The sequence below is a fragment of the Cohaesibacter marisflavi genome, from assembly GCF_963665895.2.
GTDB lineage: Bacteria > Pseudomonadota > Alphaproteobacteria > Rhizobiales > Cohaesibacteraceae > Cohaesibacter > Cohaesibacter marisflavi.
On the sequence record NZ_OY762534.1, the window covers coordinates 4,117,501 to 4,135,752 of the forward strand.

Below are 18,252 nucleotides of genomic sequence, written 5' to 3' on the forward strand. Positions count from 1 at the left end.
ATTGAATTCCCCGTGAAGATGCGGGGTTCCTGCGGTCAGACGGAAAGACCCCGTGAACCTTTACTATAGCTTTGCGCTGACAGTTGTGTTGGCATGTGTAGGATAGGTGGTAGGCTTTGAAATTTGGGCGCCAGCTCAGATGGAGCCATCCTTGAAATACCACCCTTGTTGTCATGGCTGTCTAACCGCGGTCCGTTATCCGGATCCGGGACAGCGCATGGTGGGTAGTTTGACTGGGGCGGTCGCCTCCCAAAGAGTAACGGAGGCGCGCGATGGTTGGCTCAGACCGGTCGGAAATCGGTCGTTGAGTGCAATGGCATAAGCCAGCCTGACTGCGAGACTGACAAGTCGAGCAGAGACGAAAGTCGGTCATAGTGATCCGGTGGTCCCGTGTGGAAGGGCCATCGCTCAACGGATAAAAGGTACTCCGGGGATAACAGGCTGATGATGCCCAAGAGTCCATATCGACGGCATTGTTTGGCACCTCGATGTCGGCTCATCGCATCCTGGGGCTGGAGCAGGTCCCAAGGGTTTGGCTGTTCGCCAATTAAAGCGGTACGTGAGCTGGGTTCAGAACGTCGTGAGACAGTTCGGTCCCTATCTGCCGTGGGCGCAGGAGAATTGAAAGGAGCTGACCCTAGTACGAGAGGACCGGGTTGGACGCACCTCTGGTGGACCTGTTGTGGCGCCAGCCGCATTGCAGGGTAGCTATGTGCGGAAGGGATAACCGCTGAAAGCATCTAAGCGGGAAGCCCACCTTGAGACGAGTTCTCCCTGAGAGCCGTGGAAGACCACCACGTTGATAGGTCAGGTGTGGAAGCGCGGTAACGTGCGAAGCTTACTGATACTAATAGCTCGATAGGCTTGATTACTCTCATTTGTCTATATTCATTCAAAGCGGGTTGCTCTTTAGCAACACGAAAAAACTAAGCGCTAGGTGATTGGATAAAATCACCGTTAGCAACTCCAGCTTCTCTGTTTGTTATTCGCCGGCCCGGTGGTTATGGCGAGGACACCAAACCCGATCCCATCCCGAACTCGGCCGTTAATATCCTCTGCGCCAATGGTACTCCGTCTTAAGACGTGGGAGAGTAGGTCGCTGCCGGGCCTGCTAATAACAAACATTCAAAAACCCCCCGTGCTCCATAAGCCGGGGGGTTTTTGCGTCTGAATGAGGACAGTGTAACACACTTGATACTGCCTTCTGAAATATATCCAGCCAGTTCAATAGCAGTCTTGCTCCATTTGAAAATACAAACGAGTACAAATCCATGCTCCCCACTTTGACTTCAGAACAGGCTTTTGAGCGCTATGAAGCCGTTAGACATCGCTTCCCAAATCTTTCCAGAAACAAACTAGTTATAGAGCCGATCAAAGACCTTTCTGAAATTGTGGATCGCTTTGATGCTTTTGTGTTTGATGCTTTTGGGGTTCTGAATGTGGGTGAAACACCCATCAAAGGGGCACGTGAACGAATAGAAGCTCTGAGGGCCGCAGATAAACATGTGTTCGTTCTGACCAACGCCGCTTCCTATTGTTTCAACCAGGTTGTTGCCAAATTTAAACGTTTGGGCTTCGATTTTCGCGATTGTGAGTTGGTATCTTCGCGCGCCGTGTGTGAAATGCATCTACCATCTGTCCCTCCCTCTTTTGTTTGGGGCGTTGCCGCGCCGTCGTCTTTCCAATCTGAAGAACTTTCCGTTAAAGCACGGCCCCTGCTGGATGATCCTGACGTATATGATGAAGTTGACGGCTTTCTAATTCTTTCCAGTGAGAGTTGGACTCTTGAGCGGCAGGCTTTGTTGTTTGAAAGCCTTATTCATAATAATCGTCCTGTGATCGTAGCCAATCCCGATATCGTTGCGCCACGTGAAGAGGATATGTCTGTTGAACCGGGCTATTATGCTCATAATCTCTTGGATCGGTTACCAGATTTGAGTGTGACATTTCATGGTAAGCCCTTTGGGTCTGTTTATGATGAAATCGAAGCGCGGCTCGGTAGCTCTATTCCTAGGCATCGGATTTCCATGATGGGGGATAGTCTTCACACAGATATCTTGGGCGCACGAGTGCGTGGCTGGGGGTCGGTGCTGGTAACCGTGCATGGGTTTCTCAGGGGGCAGAACCCCATGGATGCTATCCATAAGAGTGGCATTTATCCTGATTTTATGACGCCATCTATTTAATGTTTTTCGGATGCTTTTTTCGTGCTCGTAGGATTTTTGCGGGCTTTGTTTGGTCAAAGCTATTTGCTACCGTCTCTATCCGAGCATCTGATTTGCCATGAGCATGATAGTTGTCATTTCCATGCATATCATTTGTGGATTTGATGCAATGATTAGGCAAAGGCAGCAAAGTAATGGCTGGTTATGGTGACAATCAGGTCTTTGATAGTCTTCCACGTATGAGGTCAGCACCTGAAGACGCCGGCTTTATGTGGCGGTTTTTACAGGCGCGTCACTTCGTTGCAAGTTTTGGATGGCCTGTCGTTGCTGGAAGCAATGTCTCAGGCCTGCTGCTTGTTGGTTATGCATTGTTGCCCCAAGAGGGATCTTACCTATTCATCGTGGCTTCGACGCTCCTAGCAGTAGGTTCGTTTCTATTTGTCCTATCTCAGATCAAAAGGCATAAAGCGACCAAGCTTTATCAGACTGGCGCGTTCCAAAGAGCTGCGGCCCTCTGCAAAATTTCTGCATCACGAAAGCTGTTCATGATCGCACATGGGGTCGTCTGGGGCGGGGCTGCATTTTTGTGTGCCTCAGGGATTCTTGCGGGATTAGGGGCAACGCTGTTGTCCTATATCTTCGTTGGCGGGTTTATTGCAGTTGGATGCGGCCATCTCTTTGGTGTATTGCGGGTAAAAAGTTCGGTCTTTTGCTTGATATGTTGCAAGCGAAAAGAACTTCCTCCAGCGTCTCTTCCTCAGATGACACGCTATGCTCTGCAGCCGGATGTCCGCTTGGCGATGGATCAGGCAAGTGATGCGGGTGCGTTGAGCTCTTTGTTGGCGATTATTGCGCAAGACGATGCGCAGGCTAACGGGGTTGCGTTGCGCATTCCGGATTTTGGAGACTGGCCTGGGCTTTCGCTTGCGCGTGAAAGCAAGTTGCGTATGAAGGGGAGCCTGGCTCCTTTCGCTTCTGGTTGCGCTATAGGGCTTATAGCGGGGGGGCTTTTGCTGCTTCTAGTCGGTCTTCCTACTCATTCCATTTCCAATCCTCATGTGTTTGCTCCGCCATTTTCGGCTCAACAGCATACTGATATGCGGAGTGCAGAGAACGGCAAACCTCGCAGTGAATTAGGCTCTGTTTTTCAAAAGCAACAGCGGGGTCTCTCTGCTTCCGGTGCTTCTGGCAGAGAGGGTCTATCTGATCGCAATGGTGGCCGCATGGCGCAACATCCTCTGGAGTCTTCTCTAAATGCAGAGGACGTGGATGGTGCATCGTCCCGCGACTTGGCAAATTCTTCCAATGATAGTGTTCCGTCTCAATCTTTCGAGCAACCTCAAGGGCAGGACGGTTTGCCGCCGGATCTCTTAGGCGAGGATGCTTCGGCTCAAGCGGCGATGCAATCTGGCGATGCCTCACCTCATTCAGGTGCCACTGGGGGCGGGCTTGAAACTGCGCTGCAGGGGCTTGCTGATCGGGCAGAAGTTTTTCCAGATGGGAGTCTTGCGAAGGATCGGATCAAGATCGAACAACCTGGGCAGGATGGTGGATCTGTCGATAGGTCAAGCGCAAATACGCGCGATGACACTCGGCGTGATGGCACGCAAAGGGAAAAGGCTCAAGCTCAAACAGGCTCTCTTGTTGGAGGCAATGCTGACGCGCGTGGGGGAGGCGAACAAAGTACTGGGCAAGAAAAGAATCTGGCCGTTGCGGACAGGGAAGCAAAGGCGGTGCAGGTCGAGGAAATTCACGCAAAGGGCGCGAATCGTGAGACAAATGAAACGCCCCATCCCCATATTCCGGTGCAACAGATGCCCCACTGGATGAGATCCCTTCTCAAGCCGCAATCACAATGAGGAAGTCATGAACCAATTACCAGCGGAACAAGCAGCCCATTTCATGCTGCAGGTCAAGCGGAGCGTGCAGCGGGATATAATCGGGCAGGATGCTGTGATCGATGGGATGATTGCGGCGCTGTTTACCGGTGGGCATGTGCTGTTGGAGAGCAATCCCGGGCTTGGAAAGACATCTCTGGCGGTTTCGTTTGCCAAGAGCCTCAAGATGAAGGATGGCGCGGGCTATGGACGCATCCAGTTCACACCGGACCTGTTGCCCTCGGATATCACGGGCACCTTTATGCCCAATATGAGCGGGTCTGGGGAGGCTTTTGTTTTCCAGCCTGGCCCCATTTTCCGGCAGATTCTGCTGGCGGACGAGATCAACCGCGCCACGCCCAAAACCCAGGCTGCCATGCTGGAAGCCATGGCGGAGCGGAACGTAACTGTTCTGGGCGAAACGCGGTCCTTGGTGGAAAGCCGCATTCTTTCGCAAAATATGCAGCAGGCTAGATTTGAAACGCCCTTCATGGTGATTGGTACGCAAAACCCTATTGATCAGGAGGGCACTTACGATTTGCCGGAAGCGCAACTGGACCGCTTCCAGCTCAAGCTCCTGATGGCGCCGTCCGATAGCGCGGCACTGGTTGAGATTGTTGAGCGGGTCTCCGGTGGTCACACGGGCATTGAGGACGAAGTGCGGACGCCTCTGGATATTGATGCTTATTCCGCTGACCAGTGCGGCTGGCTGATTGATCAGACAAGGGCTTTGCTTTCGGAGACCAAGATGCCGCGCAAGATGGTAGAGCATGCCGTTAATCTGGTGCAGGCAACCCATGGCGCCGCCAAGGCGGCAGAGCTGGTCGATATTCCGGCGCGCTACGGCGAGCAGATTGTGCAGTTTGTCGAGCGTTATTGTGAATGGCCGCTTGGCCCGCGCGCGGCGATTGCTCTCATTCAGGCAAGCAAGGCAAAGGCTTTTCTGCTGTCGGCGGAAAGCGCAACCACGCAAATGCAGGCCATGGCAGCGAGAGCCCTGCTGGAGATGGCGCCTGGCGCCTTGCGGCATCGGGTGAAGTTCAAATATAGCTGGCAGCGGATGGCCATGGAGGACTTCCCGGCGCTGCGTTCCATGAGAGATATGGAGAAAGTGCGTGATGCGCTGTTGCTGCATTTGCTTGCTCTCACCGCACCACAGGCCGCCAGCTATAGTGAATTCTTCAAGCCATATCAGCTGGACCAATGATCTCTTTGCGCCCCAATCCGTTCGATCCGGCTACGCTGGACGACATCTGCGTCAAGGCTCGCAAGGCGTTTGCCACGTCTGGCAGCGGAGCCTTCTTGCGGCGCAAGTTGGGGCAGTCTTTGGAATATCGGGAGCATCGCTCTTATGTGTTCGGCGATGATGTGCGTCACATCGACTGGCGGGCGTCGTTGCGCCATGGCGGGGCGGATGAGTTTCTGGTGCGCTCATTCGAAGCCGAAGAACAATTCCAGCTTCTCGTGATTGTAGATGGCAGTGCCACCATGCGCGCCGGTATGGAAGACCCGCATCGGGTGAGCAAGTTGGAGGTTGCGCTCTGGATATGTGAAGCGCTGGGGCATATTGCAGGCAACGAAGCCATTGGCATCGGCCTTACGTCGCTCGGGGGCTCTTCGTCTCAGGATCGTATGAGCTTTGTGCAAGGCGGGCAGATCGGTGAGGCGTTTGCCCACTTCTCTCAAGGCTTGTGGTCTTCCAAAGCCCCTAAAGGCCGCGAAGAAGTGTCGATCGGGGCTGAGCTGTCTCGGCTTAAACAATCATCGGTCACCATTTTCATAACGGACTTCTATCGCTCTAATACAGCGCAAGCAGCCCTTGAGGAAGCCATACAGCTGGCTTCGCGCGGCTATCGGCAGGCCGTGGTGTGCGAGCTCAACAGTTGGCCAACGGAGCGCGCCATTCTTCGGGACGATATTGTTTCGCTGGGCGCTGTTGGGGCCGCAGCTGAGCGTAGCGGCGCGTTTCAGGCGTCGGGCCCTGATCTGACGGCCGCTGAAGATGCTATTCAGGCGCAGCGGGATGGATATGCTCAAGCCCTTAATCGCGGCGGCGTGGTGCATTTCGCATGGGATTTTCCCGATCGGCCGGGCTTTGATGCCATGGCGGAAGGTTTTCGCCTGCGCTTTCATGATTTCCTTCTTGCAAGCGAATTGTTCGGGAGGGTCGGCTAATGCTTCTTGGCCTTCTCGCCTTTGCAACTGTCGGTCTCTTCCTCGTGGTGCTGCTGGTCAAATATATGCGGCGCTCGAAAGTGCGGCATGTGGAGATATCTGCTCTGCAGTTTCTGCCTGAGCTTTCTGAGGCAAGACAATCGCGTGTACGCTGGCAGGTGAGTACACCCTTGCGCAGCCCTTTATTCTGGTTGCGCTTTCTCATTCTGCTGACGCTTCTGGCCAGCCTGTTGCTGGATGGGGTGTTGGTGCCAACCAAAAACGCGCCTGCTTTTGGCGTGCTTGTTGCCGTGGATCATTCTCCCAGCATGGCGGTGGGTCGTCCGACGCGGCTACAGTTGGCCAATGAAATGGCGGATAAAATCGTCCAGCATGTTACCGCCCAAGGGGGCTGTTCGCGTGTGGTGGCGGTGCCACATACTACGCCTAGCAATGGGGTTGGCGATGCTGGTGTGTCTCCCATTGCGATGATGCATGCTCTTTCTGCTGCACTTGAAGATGGTTCTTGCCATTGGACCCATCTGGCCGTCGTATCAGACTTGCCAAAGCCTCCGTTCTTTGCGCTGTCAGATGCGAGGGGGCAGGAGGTTGTGGCTGAAGGCGAGGCGCTGGCGGCTGATCCTCTATGGTTTCAGGTTGGTGAGCCTGAGGCTAATAGCGCTCTGACAGGAGCCGATTTCAAGGCTGCCGGACTTGGCGGAGACGGTGCGCGCTTGTCTTTGAATATTGCTCGCTTCGGGGATGCCAATTCGGACCTATCCCTTGTTGTTACAGGGCCAAAAGGCCAGATTCTCAGTCCCGATGCGCCGGTTGATTTGGGCAAGGGGCAGGAGGCCTCGGTCTCTTATGCTGTCTCTGAGCCAGGCACTTATCAAGCAGAGCTTGAAGAGACCGGCGAGTTTGCTCTCGACAATCGCCTTGCTCTTTCTATCGGCGCAATGTCGGTGTTGCCGATTGCTCTGGATTCTGATGTGAGCGCGGGGCCTCTAGCCAACCTTGCGCGGCAAATGGCGCCCGTTGTCGGGGCCGAGCGGGATGATGCGGTGCGCATCGGGCTTTATTCCGATCAAGACGGGCTCACCGAGCGCGGGATTTATCTTGTGCGTGGAGACGCACAAGACGGTAGTGCCCTCGGCTATTTCCAGAAGGATAGCCCCTTGCTGGAAGCGGTGGATCTGGATCTATTGGAAGCCATCAAGCCAAGAGGGCTTGAGCGATTGCCTGAGGGCTTTCGCTCTGTTGCAGCCGGTGCTGATGGCAAGGTCTGGATTGCGGTGCGTGCAGGGGCGCATCCGGCGGTGTTGATGCCAGAGCCTGCTGGCGGGCTGGTCAATGCCAATCTTGCAGACGCGCAGCATCTGACGTGGCTGGTGGCTTTCATCAATGCCTATCGCTTCGTCAATCAGGATCGGCAGCCGTTACTGGATGTGTCCCATGTGGATGCGTCGGGCGCAAGGCTTGAAAATCTGGCCTATGAGAGCGATACGGCCAAGCCCTTGGGGACGAACCCTGAGCTTGATGATATTCAGCCCGTTTCTATGATAGGGGAAGCGCAAAGCCCGCTTTGGCCGTGGCTTGCGCTGGTTGCCATCATTCTGCTCGTGGCTGAGCGTTTTGTTGCCCTGAGGCTGAGCGGTGGGAGGACGGCATGACGGCGTGTGAGCTGATATTTCCGCTTTTCTCGCGCTCTGGCTGGGTGGCCACCTGTCAGGAAACCGGTTGGGTCGCTTTGCTTGCAAGCTGGGGCGCTGTCGCTTTGCTGGCCGGTATCGTTCTGATCGGGGGCTATCATCTGGTCAGGCGAATTCAGATGGAGCGCTCAACGCGCCTGTGGCGCTTGGGAGCATCCTTTTCGGCTTTGATCGCTGCGCTTTTGCTGGCTGTGGCCGCAGGACGTCCGGCCTATTTGCATGCGCCTTCCGAGCGGCAGCAGCATTTCATCCTATTGGTGGATCAATCTGAAAGCGCGCATCGGCAACCGGCCATGCGGCGTGATCAGATTGGGGCTCTTGCCAAAAAGCTTGCGACCTTGGCGAGCGATGACGCCAATGCGAGAACACGGGTGTCTCTTATCGATTTTGCCGCCTCCGTTGATGTCAAACTCAATCGGGGCAGCCTATCTGATGGATTGTCTCTGCTACAAGAGGATGACGTTTCGAACGGGCTGTCTCGCGATGGCAGTGACCTTGCGGGCGCACTTGATGCCGCCAAGGCTCTCGCCGACCAACAACGGGATGATGACGTTCTGTTTCTGCTCAGTGATGGCAATGCCACGACAGCGCCGCTTGCCAAGCTGGCGTCTAGCTTAAAGGGTCGATTGGGCCCGGTTTTCATTGCGTCGCTGGATGCTGGCGCTGCATCTGAAGGGATCATTTCGTCCTATCTTCCTGCCAAAATCCGCTCGGGCAGCGAGCCGACCTTGCGGCTTGTCTTCGATCCGGGGGCAGTTGAAGCCAAAGACGTTAATGAAGAACGTTGGACTGTTACTCTCAGGCGGGATGGAGCGCCTGTAACTCTTGAAAATGATCGGCTTGATGGCGGACACGCTCTTCAAGCCTTGCGCCTACCCATGCGGTTTGAGGGCCGTGGGCTGCAATTTGCCTCAGTGGATGTGAAAAGGGGCGAGCAGGCCTTTTCCGAGCGGGTTTTCACGCTGGTAGACGCTCCTATTCGGGTTTTGGGGCTCGGTGCTACCGGGTTCCTCAACGCGTTGCCGAAAGAAAAGGTCGAGCTTGAGCAGCGGCGCGCTGCGGATTTATCGCGGCTTGATGATTTCGACATCGTGGTTCTGGGTGGCATGGACGCCGCGCAGTTTCAAGCCGGCGATCTGGCGCGGTTGGCCGATGCCGTGAAGAGCCGCGGGCTCGGTCTGTTTCTGGTGAATGGGCCCTTGGGAGGCAGCGCAGAAGACCCGACCGTGGTGCAAAGCTACGCTCATACAGCGCTTGATCCGCTGTTGCCGGTCTCACCCGATCCGAAATATCTGCAAGATGATCCGCCGCCGCGCGATACCATCGTGTTGGTGGATACCTCCGGCTCCATGGCAGGGGGAGGGCTTGCGGCTGCGCGGCTGGCCGTTGCCGATATTCTGGATTATCTGCGCCCTCAGGACAGTCTGGAGCTGATTACCTTTGGTGGCCTGACGACAGGGCGCCAGATGGGGGACGCGCGGGGCAAAAAGGTGATTCGAAATTTCGCCAGCCGCTTTCCGACCGGTGACAGTTCGAATGTTTCACGCGCTTTTGAGCGCGCTTTGGCCGCAACCGGCAATTATACATCGGTTTTTCTGATTACAGACGGCATGGTTGACCCTTACGACTATGCGAAGGCGGGGTTATCCTTTTATTATCTTCAATATGGCAGCGGCGCTACGCCGCTCAATGAGGAGATCGCCAAGGCGGCGCGGCAGTCTCAGATCTTGCAATCGGGGCAGGGGCTCTCGTTCAAGCCGGATTCCTACGACCCCGAAGAGCGAGCGGAATTCTTTACGCCGGATCTGGTGCGCCCGCGTATCGTTACGCCGATTGATGGCATTTCTGGCGGACTGGCAACCCCCGGCGTGGCCTTCACCTATGCCAAGGCCGATGCCGTTCGGGCGCTTGTCAGCGATGGACTTGAAGGAGAACCCGTGCTCGCGTTTCACAAAGCGGACCAGTTGGAAAAGGGCAATACGGGCGTCTTTCTCTCCGCTCTTGATGGCGCGTGGACTGATAGCGCGGCGGGGCGCCGCACGATTGAAGCGAGCCTCATGCAGCTGGTTAAATGGTCAAATCGCAATCGCTACAGCTTCCGGCTTCAGGATTTCGGCGATGAGATTACGCTTCGGGTGTCGGTTGTCGGTGAGGGCGCAGATGCTGCAAATGCGTCTCTGCCGCAGACCCTTTCGACGACCTTGTTGCGTGCGGGGCAATCCATCGGCGTTCCCATGACAATGGTCAAGGGGGAGCAGGGGGTGTTCGAAGGTCGCTTTGCCTTGCCAAGCCATGATGCTGCATCTGAAGGTGAGGGCGCAGTGAATAAGGGACTGCTCTATTTGCAAGAAGGCGGTGCGGGCGCATTGGAACAGCCGCAGGCCATTCCTGTTGCGCTGCCTTATGCTGTCCCACGGGCAGGAAACCGCTCGGAAGCGGCAAGCTACGGGGTCGACCTCTCGGGTCTGCAAGCCTTGGCTGATGCAACGGGCGGTACGCTTGATCATTTGCCAAATCACAGCGGACAGGCACGTCAATTTTCCGTGCCGCCAAAGCCGGTGCACAGGCTGTTGTTGCTTTTGGCGACCGTCTTTTTCGGTCTGTCCTTCCTGATGCGAGGCAGCCGATTATGATGGACTCCCTTGGCAAAGCGGGGCCATTTTCCAATCGGTCCCAATGGTTCGCGCCGCTCAATGACACGGCCTATCATGCCGAGCCACTGGTCGCGATCTTGCGTGATCTGGCGCATAAGGCGGTGCGTTATCATTTCGAAGATGGTGCACGCCCTTCTCTGTCGCGGGCAGACGCGAAAGCCTTGCAGCCTCTGTTTGGCGGGGCGCACTGGGCGGAAACGCGCCCCAATGCCTATCTCGGATTTCTCAATTCCGTGCTCTATTTTACCGGCAAGGATGCCGATTTTCGAACCAACGAGATGGTCTTGGCCGTGGGCGCTACGACGCGAACGCGCTTCTGGCAGCGCTGGGCCTTGCGCAAAAGGGTAAAAGGGGCAGCCCTTGTTGGTGGCGAGGCTTTGGTTCCGGTGCTGCTGGAAGGGGCCTGGAGTGCGCCTTCGGTGCAAATGCATCTGCTTGAGGCACTGCGCAAGAATTGGCATGCACGAACCCTTCTTTATCCTGACGACATAGACTGGCCTGATCGTGTATCTATTGAAGTGGTACTGATTCTCGTTTTGCTTGCTCTTGCGCGGCAAGGGGAAGAGGAGGCTGGCTCCTCATGGGCTCTTGTCCGGGCCTTGCAAGCGGTGCAGATGCGTCCGGTGCGGCGTATGGAAGGATTGCTGCTTGGTTGGCTGTCTCCCGCTTTGGCAGCCCTTGGAGACGGCGTCGATATCGAGCATCTGGTCGTGACGGATGCCATCGCCCGGATGCCCAATAGCGGCGCGCTGGAGGCGGTGAACCGCTATTGCAGCCGGACTGGTTTGGCCCAGCTGTATGGTTGGCTCCCTTTGTCTGAGGGGGAAGCGGACGAAAAAGACGGGGATGAGCAGGGCGTGCCGGCTGACATGGCGGATAGTGGGTTGAAGGCTTTTGCTGTGTCGCCTGTAAGCGAAGAAGAGCAGGCTGTTCTTGCGTTGGGGCAGCGGCTTGCAACTGGTTTGTTGTAAGCGATGTCTATGCGGTTTTATGGAGTGAGTTGATGTTTTCGCAAAAAGTCATGGCCGAATTGCTGGAGCGCCATAGTGATCTGTTTTCAGATCTGGTCACCATCAAGAAAACACTCAACGATCGCTTCTACGGTCTGTCCGATCAGATCCATTGTCAGATGCTGGCCGTCGCGTCGGGAGAATCCATGCTTTTGATCGGGCCTCCGGGCACGGCAAAATCGCGGCTCATTCGGGCCTTCGCTCACATTTGCGGGCTGCTGGGGGATGATGAATTCTCCGGCTCGGACGACCGCGCCTATGATGGCGTCTTGCGGGAATTCCAGCAGGAACCGCGCTATTTTGAATATCTTCTAACTCCCTTCACCGAACCGGGGGAATTGTTCGGCTTTTTCGATATCGGCAAACTGTTCGACGCGCATGGGCGCAGCGTGGGGCTTGAGCGGTTGCATGAAGGCATGATGCAGCATGCTGAGATCATCTTTCTGGATGAGGTCTTCAATGCTTCGAGCGCGATCCTTAATTCGCTGCTCACCTTCATCAACGAACGCAAATTCCATGATCGGGGCAAGTCTTATGAGGTTAAGCTTTCCTGCCTGTTCGGTGCGACCAACTTTCCGCCCAAGCGGCCCGAGTTGCTGGCGATCTATGACCGCTTCCTGCTGCGCAGCTGGGTGGACAATGTGCCTTCCGAGCCTCATGCCATTGGCGCTTTGATGCAGACCGGCTGGCAGGAGAGCCACGCGAAGGATCTGGGCCGAACCTTCCCGCAGCTTCTTGAAAAGGCAAGCCATTTTCGTGCTGACCTCAGGGCGATGAGCCAATCAGGTGCGCTTTTGGTCGATCTGCAGGACGATCAGGTCAATGACATGCTGGTGCGCCTTACCTGTGTGGCCGACTATGCCCGCGGACGGCGCCTTTCGCAGCTGTCCAACCGGCGCATGGTGCGCTTTTCAAGGATATTTCTGGTCAATGCCCTGATGCGGGCTGCCGAGCAGGGATCGGCGCAGCCAGTGATGGATATCGAGCAGGAATTGATGCTGCTGGCCCGGCATGGGCTCGATCGGTTGCCCGATCCATTTCAGGAAAATGATCTCCAATCGCTGCTGGTCAAGGGCCAATTGTAATGCAGGTTCATCTGGTTGGGGCGGTACAGTCAGAGCATTTTCTTCATGCTGGCACGGGGCAAGATGATCCTGCGCTGCTGGCACAAACACGCGCAGTTATCCGCCTGTTTCATGACCGGCATATCGGTGTGCCGCCGCACTTTGCCGGGGATGTGGCACAGGGCTTTTCAACCCATCATCCGGAAGTATCCAATCCGGTGCGGCTTGCGGTCTATCGGCGGCTTCTGGATGCCATGGATGCGACCCGCAGCATGAAACAGGATCCGCGCCAGTTCGATCATGTCTCGCGGGCGCTGTTTTATGATGTCTGTCTTTTGCCCCTTGGCGCGATGATCATGGAGGAGATGGAGGAGACTTATCTCTTCAGTCTTGATGCCGAGCTTGAGCCTGTATCCGAGGTGGACTATCAGGCCTTTTGCGCGCGTTTTTCCGAGCTGTTTCAAACGGTCTGTGATCCTGATATGCCTCTGGTAGATGGTGCTTCTGGTGAGGATCAAGCTGCGGACAAAGCGGATAAATGGCATCTTTTCTGGGAGCGGGCCGCACATCAGCTTTGGGGCGAATTGCAGCGCGTGCGCCATGGTAGCGGCATGGTGTCCGGGGCTGCCTATTCAAGTGTCGTCTATGATGATGTCTTGCTCAGGTTGATCTATGGTCTGGACCCCAGACCCAAGCTGAAATTTGATCCCGGGCGTGACAGCTTCGATTTGACCGATGAGCAGAATGCGCATCTGGCCCATCCCAAGCAGGGAGGGGTGGTGGGCATTCACACCAGTTCGCGGGTTGAGGATATCGAGGATATGCTGCTCTCGGAGATGGTTTTGCCGCCACCGCTCCTGGCGGACAAGCTGCTTAATTCCTCCTTCTTTGCGCGTCACCGTCCTCCGCCACTGGATCAGAAGAAACAGGTTGTGCTGATCGGAGCCAGTATTGATGACGGAAGTGATCCGGTGATAGCGCTGGCCAAGGCTTGTTGGCTGGAGGCGGTGTTCCGCATGGGGATCGTCTTTTACCAGAGTGAGCTGCTGCAAAGCGAAATCCGCTTCGGGCAATGGCATGGACAGATGGGCCTTGTTTCCTCTCGCATGCGGGTGGGGGACTATTCCCACTTGCAAGGGCTCAATCCGCTGACGGCGAACCGCGCGCAGCTGCATCGCTTTTTTTGCGATGCGGGCTGGCTGCCGGGCTTCCTCTCGATGATGCCCGGGGTTGAAGGGCACCAGACAGGGGAGGCCGCGCGGCGCCCAACGCTTGGATCGAAGGATTTGCAACTCTACGACATTCTGGATGCGCTATTGCCTGAAGCCAGCGATCTGGATAGCGATATGCTGCCTGATTTCAGTGCCGCTCTGATGGTGGTTATCCGGCGCGCCCATGTGGCCAAAGCTCCCCTTTTGCAAGGGCGACGGCAGGCAGCACTGGAAACCTTCAACCTGACCATCGGGTGCCCTGCCCAATTGCGCGGTGGGGCGATTTTCCAGCTCGAAGATGGCCAGAAGGCACCTCTTTCTCTTTCCATTCCGGGAGATGAAGGGCAGCCGATTGGCATGGATGCCCTTAACAAGCTGGCCGCTGATCTGGTCGTGGCGATCTTTCAATTCTATTGGGAGCAGGTGCATGGCTGAAACTGCAATCTATACCCTGCCGCGGCTTCCGGCTCCTGTGGCGCTGGACATATTGGCCCATCTGTTTGGAAAGACCGGAACCGCCATGGTGGACCGGTTTGACATCAGCGCCGAGCGCGATGGCTCGATCACACTTGCCTTTCGGTCTGATCATCGAAGCGTTGGGGCTGAAGAAGATCCGCGTTGGGAGGGGATGCTCTATCAGAGCTATAATCGTCACCCCTATATCGCGCAGAGGGGCGGGCGGTTGCCTGATGACCTTTCCAATGTGGCGCTTGAAGAGCGATCCACTGGCGATATTGCGCAACACTATGCCGGTTTGATCGGCATGGCGATCGCAGCCAGCCAAAGCAGCTTTCTTATTCAGACCGAAGCCAGCACCACGGAACTGGCTGCCCCTGAGGAAGAAACCGCCTATGTGCTCGGTGTCGTCGGGGAATTCACCTCGGTTGCCAAGGCCTTTGCGCGCATCGAATGGCGGGCCAATGGCATGACGCTCTCCTGCCTTGGTGTGGAAAGAGCTGTGCCGGAAAGTGCCGGGGAGATTGACGGGCATCTGGCGATTGCGAAAATCGGCATCAGCCCGGATTGGGGCGGTGCGCAGGATATCGTTGCAAGGCATCAGGAATTGTTCGAGAGCAATGTCGATGTCCGTCTGGCCTATACGCTCGCAGAAGGCAATCTGTTGCTGCTCAAGCCGATGGTTCTGTTGGAAGAAAGGCTGCGCAAGGCCGCCAGCATGATCGTGGCCAGTGTTGCACGCTATCTGCAAAGCCAGACGCCCGTCGGGCTTGCTCTTGACTGGATGCGTGATGACAGTGGCTTTGCCTCTCTGGATGCCCTTGAGGTCGGCTTGCCGAAGCTGGATATTCTATCCTCCGCTCAAGCCACTATGTCCGATCCTCTTGCCGTTGTTCAGGAGAGGGATGGCGTAGCGCGCGGCCCGGTGCGCATTGAGTTTGTCAAGCTCACCCATCTTGATGATGCAACGGCGCATTTGCGCTCTCTGCTGGAAGAGCATGCCAGCACATTGGGGCATCGTCTTAGTCTTCAGAGGTTGCCCAACTATCAAGACAGCTCGGACCTCTTGTTGGAAATTGATCAGCAGATTGATGAACTGTCTATCCGGCGGGATCTTATTCTGGGTGAAGGGGCGGGAGACTGGCGCCTGCTGCGCTTTCCCGCTGATGGCCTCAGCGCCTTTATTGATTATCTCAGGCGGTTTAGCTTGGAGATCATCGATTCAGGGCATTTGCGTTATGCCTTCCGTGGCAGCCAGAACGACGTGCGCGGGGTGCATTTCCTGCTCTACCGGTTGCGCGATGTGGGCGTGGAGCCGGCCTATCCGGTTGCTCTTTGGGAAAGTCGTCTCAAATCGGGCACCTTAAGCCATCGGGTTGATCCGATGTTCGCCCAGTTTGCCGTGTCGCAAAAGGCAAGGAGCCTCGTCTTTACGCCACCGGCGCATGTGGTGGTGCCGAACTTTCGCGCCACGCAAAGCGACATTGATGCTTATCTCAAGCAAGGGTTCGGTGGCCTGTTTGATCAGCAGACGCTGGAAGAAACGAAAGCCTTCGAGAGCCCGATCTATTGCTTCGGGCAGACGGAGCAGGGGGCCATGCGCATCGAGATCCTTGATGGCGGCGCATTCCAGCCCATCCGGCGGGTCATTCCGTTCCTCAATGATGCTTTGCAGATCGGGCACTATGTCGACGCAGAGAGTTTCGCTTCCGAGGTGACCGAACAGAGCTGGCGGCAGGAGCGGTTGCATCGTCTGGAGGCGGCCAACGCGGATCTGTCCGCCCGGTTGGACGCCGACATCGCCACCGTGGACAGACAATTGGCTGCCCAGAGTGAACAGCTGCTTGGGGCCATAGCCGAGGAAGTCAATGCGCTAAGGGCCTATCTGTCCAAGATTACTGGCCTCATGGAAGATCTCAGTGATCGCTCGGTGGCGCTTGAGACGCTGGTTGGCGAGAGCATTCGGAATGCGGCCTCTTATGAAGATATGGTCAAGAAGGTACCGGAGAAATTCTCCGAGCTGGAACAGGCAAGGCGGAGCATTCAGGATGCCATCTGGACAGAGCATCAGAATTCAGACGCCTTCATGCAAACGGCAAAGCGCAATATCGCGGCAATCCACGATATGATCGACGATCTGCGGCAGGAGCTTGAGCCTGATGACTGAGCCTTCCGCACCTCGATCCCTTGGTGACTATAAGAAGCTGCTGGAGCCGTTCGATCACTCCTTCGAGCAGGGGCTGGCCGAGATTCCGGACAATATCGAGCGGTCGCGCAAGACCATTGCTCGCATCAAGGCTGCATCCAAAAAGGGCAAAGGCGATATCAAAGGGTTTCTCGCCCAGCGTGCAGGGCAGACAAAGGAGGTGCGAAAGCGCTTCCGGCGGCAGAAATGGGCGCTGCGGTTGAGCAAACTGCGCTATGGATGGGCGCGGCTTGGCAAGCGGATTTTCTTCACGCTGCTGCGCCTGCGCATGTTTTGGTCTCGCTACAAGTGGGCGTTCATCATGCTCTTTGCTATCTGCGCTCTCTTTTACGGGGGCATGGCTTATTCCTCTGATGTGATCGATTTCGTGCGAACCCTTCTGGCATCCTTCTCTGATCGAGCGGGCGGGCAGTTAGCCTCTCTTCGCTTTCGGGGAGGGCTGGGATGATCTCCTTTCTTGTGCAGCGTCTGCGCCAGTTGATTGGATGGCGTGATGATAAAATCTTGCCTCCTTTTGATGAACGCCGCTCGGCTTCCTTGTCGCCTCTGTTGCAAGACGGGGCGCAAAGCCCCTATGTGCGCGTGCATTCAAGGCGGCTCTTTTGGGTTGGTGGCGTGCTGTTGGTGCTCTGCCTGTTCGGTGCCGCTACCCTGTTGAAGCTTTGGCCGGATGTTGCGCCTTTTGACAGCATTTACCGTTTTCATGATGATGTCTGGCTGCCACTGAAAGGGCGGCTCTGGACGGCGTGGTTCCCATGGAGCCTCATCTTGTGGGTGCCGGTGGCGGCGTTTGTCGGGTTTGGCGTGGGCATGTGGACGAGCGGCAAGGACCCTAGCCGTCCTCTGCATCGATTGATCATTTTGTTCTTGAGTGGCTTGCTGCGCTTGCGTCTTGCTGGCAAGGCCGAACCGTCTGCCGGGCTGCTGCAGACCGTCGTGCATTGGAGCCAGAAGCCGGGATTGCGCTCTGACTATATGGAGCTTGTCATCAGGCACGCCCTTGATCATCAGTTTGAACAGATGGAAGCGGCTGTGCTCGCGGGGCGGCAGGTGGATGTGGCATGGCTGCGGCGGGCAGATCGCCTGATGCGCGCGCGTGCCTTGTTTCCGGCAAAAGAGGTCAATGTGGGCGAGGGGAACCTGGGTGAAACCGAGGCTCGGTGGCTGGAAGCCTTTTTCGATCTGGCCTTTCTCAGTCACATCGACACAGATCAGGATGTGGCCATTGCGGATTATCTTGCCGATCTGATGAAGGCGCTCGGTCCGGAAGAAAACCAGAAATTCGCGCTGCTTGACGCCTTTGTTGCGGCTCGTCCTCTATCGAGCTGTCAATATGCGCTCTGGCAGGCTCTTGCGGGTTTTGATCAACTCTCCGCTTCAGCCAGTGCCCAGATCGAGCAGATGAGGCGCGTGCCACCAGCGAGCGGACGCATTCCCGAATTTCTGGCCCATTGTGCCTTTGCCTTTTTGGCGGTTGCTGACCGGAATTGGGCCTTGGCTTCCCTCACTGCGCTTTCGAGCATCGAGCGGGCCTACAACGCCTTGCGACTCTCTGGCGACTATCAGCAGGATGCGGATGCATTGGCCTGGTGGATTGGTCGCTCGCGGCTGGCAACCATTCGGTTGCTGCACCAGAGGAGCCATCAGACTTCCCTTTCTGCTGACGATCTGGCGCTTTGGCCTGATGAGCGTCCTGTTTATCACCCTCTGACGGGCAGCCGGTTGGCTGCGGGAGGGGTATAA

Annotated in this window: 12 protein-coding genes and 2 rRNA genes (1 of these 14 only partly in view); all 14 read left to right on the plus strand. The window is 56.3% G+C overall.

Annotated elements, in window-relative coordinates; genetic code table 11:
* Nucleotides 1-872 (plus strand): 23S ribosomal RNA (locus ACKPCT_RS19430) (it extends 1,865 nt beyond the left edge of the window).
* Between the two features lie 121 nt (nt 873-993).
* Nucleotides 994-1,108: ribosomal RNA gene (rrf, locus tag ACKPCT_RS19435) — 5S ribosomal RNA — on the plus strand.
* A 163-nt stretch (nt 1,109-1,271) separates the two neighbouring features.
* Entirely contained in the window at nt 1,272-2,186 is a 915-nt protein-coding gene (locus ACKPCT_RS19440) for an HAD-IIA family hydrolase (RefSeq protein WP_319567691.1), read from the plus strand.
* Between the two features lie 173 nt (nt 2,187-2,359).
* Nucleotides 2,360-4,024, plus strand: coding sequence for a hypothetical protein (locus ACKPCT_RS19445; protein WP_319567692.1), 1,665 nt, complete (start codon nt 2,360-2,362; stop codon nt 4,022-4,024).
* Nucleotides 4,025-4,031: 7 nt separating this feature from the next.
* The gene (locus tag ACKPCT_RS19450) at nt 4,032-5,249 is read left to right on the plus strand and encodes an AAA family ATPase (RefSeq protein WP_319567693.1); all 1,218 of its coding nucleotides are present in this window, start codon (nt 4,032-4,034) and stop codon (nt 5,247-5,249) included.
* Nucleotides 5,246-6,217 carry a DUF58 domain-containing protein gene (locus ACKPCT_RS19455; protein WP_319567694.1) on the plus strand — a complete coding sequence of 324 codons (972 nt, stop codon included), beginning with the start codon at nt 5,246-5,248 and terminating at the stop codon, nt 6,215-6,217. The genes ACKPCT_RS19450 and ACKPCT_RS19455 overlap by 4 nt, the downstream gene beginning before the upstream one ends.
* Nucleotides 6,217-7,869: a hypothetical protein gene (locus ACKPCT_RS19460; RefSeq protein ID WP_319567695.1), complete on the plus strand. Its 1,653-nt coding sequence runs from the start codon at nt 6,217-6,219 to the stop codon at nt 7,867-7,869. The genes ACKPCT_RS19455 and ACKPCT_RS19460 overlap by 1 nt, the downstream gene beginning before the upstream one ends.
* The gene (locus ACKPCT_RS19465; RefSeq protein ID WP_319567696.1) at nt 7,866-10,541 is read left to right on the plus strand and encodes a vWA domain-containing protein; all 2,676 of its coding nucleotides are present in this window, start codon (nt 7,866-7,868) and stop codon (nt 10,539-10,541) included. Before ACKPCT_RS19460 ends, ACKPCT_RS19465 begins: the two co-directional genes overlap by 4 nt.
* A complete protein-coding gene (locus ACKPCT_RS19470) occupies nt 10,538-11,533 on the plus strand; it encodes a hypothetical protein (RefSeq protein ID WP_319567697.1) in 996 nt (331 codons plus the stop codon). Before ACKPCT_RS19465 ends, ACKPCT_RS19470 begins: the two co-directional genes overlap by 4 nt.
* A 32-nt stretch (nt 11,534-11,565) precedes the next feature.
* Entirely contained in the window at nt 11,566-12,657 is a 1,092-nt protein-coding gene (locus ACKPCT_RS19475) for an AAA family ATPase (protein WP_319567698.1), read from the plus strand.
* Nucleotides 12,657-14,282 (plus strand): hypothetical protein, encoded by a 1,626-nt coding sequence (locus tag ACKPCT_RS19480; RefSeq protein WP_319567699.1) that lies wholly within the window; start codon nt 12,657-12,659, stop codon nt 14,280-14,282. The genes ACKPCT_RS19475 and ACKPCT_RS19480 overlap by 1 nt, the downstream gene beginning before the upstream one ends.
* On the plus strand, nt 14,275-16,470 hold the full coding sequence (locus ACKPCT_RS19485; RefSeq protein WP_319567700.1) for a hypothetical protein: 2,196 nt from the start codon (nt 14,275-14,277) through the stop codon (nt 16,468-16,470). The genes ACKPCT_RS19480 and ACKPCT_RS19485 overlap by 8 nt, the downstream gene beginning before the upstream one ends.
* Nucleotides 16,463-16,957 carry a hypothetical protein gene (locus ACKPCT_RS19490; RefSeq protein WP_319567701.1) on the plus strand — a complete coding sequence of 165 codons (495 nt, stop codon included), beginning with the start codon at nt 16,463-16,465 and terminating at the stop codon, nt 16,955-16,957. The genes ACKPCT_RS19485 and ACKPCT_RS19490 overlap by 8 nt, the downstream gene beginning before the upstream one ends.
* Complete coding sequence (locus tag ACKPCT_RS19495) at nt 16,954-18,252, plus strand: hypothetical protein (protein WP_319567702.1); 1,299 nt, start codon at nt 16,954-16,956, stop codon at nt 18,250-18,252. Before ACKPCT_RS19490 ends, ACKPCT_RS19495 begins: the two co-directional genes overlap by 4 nt.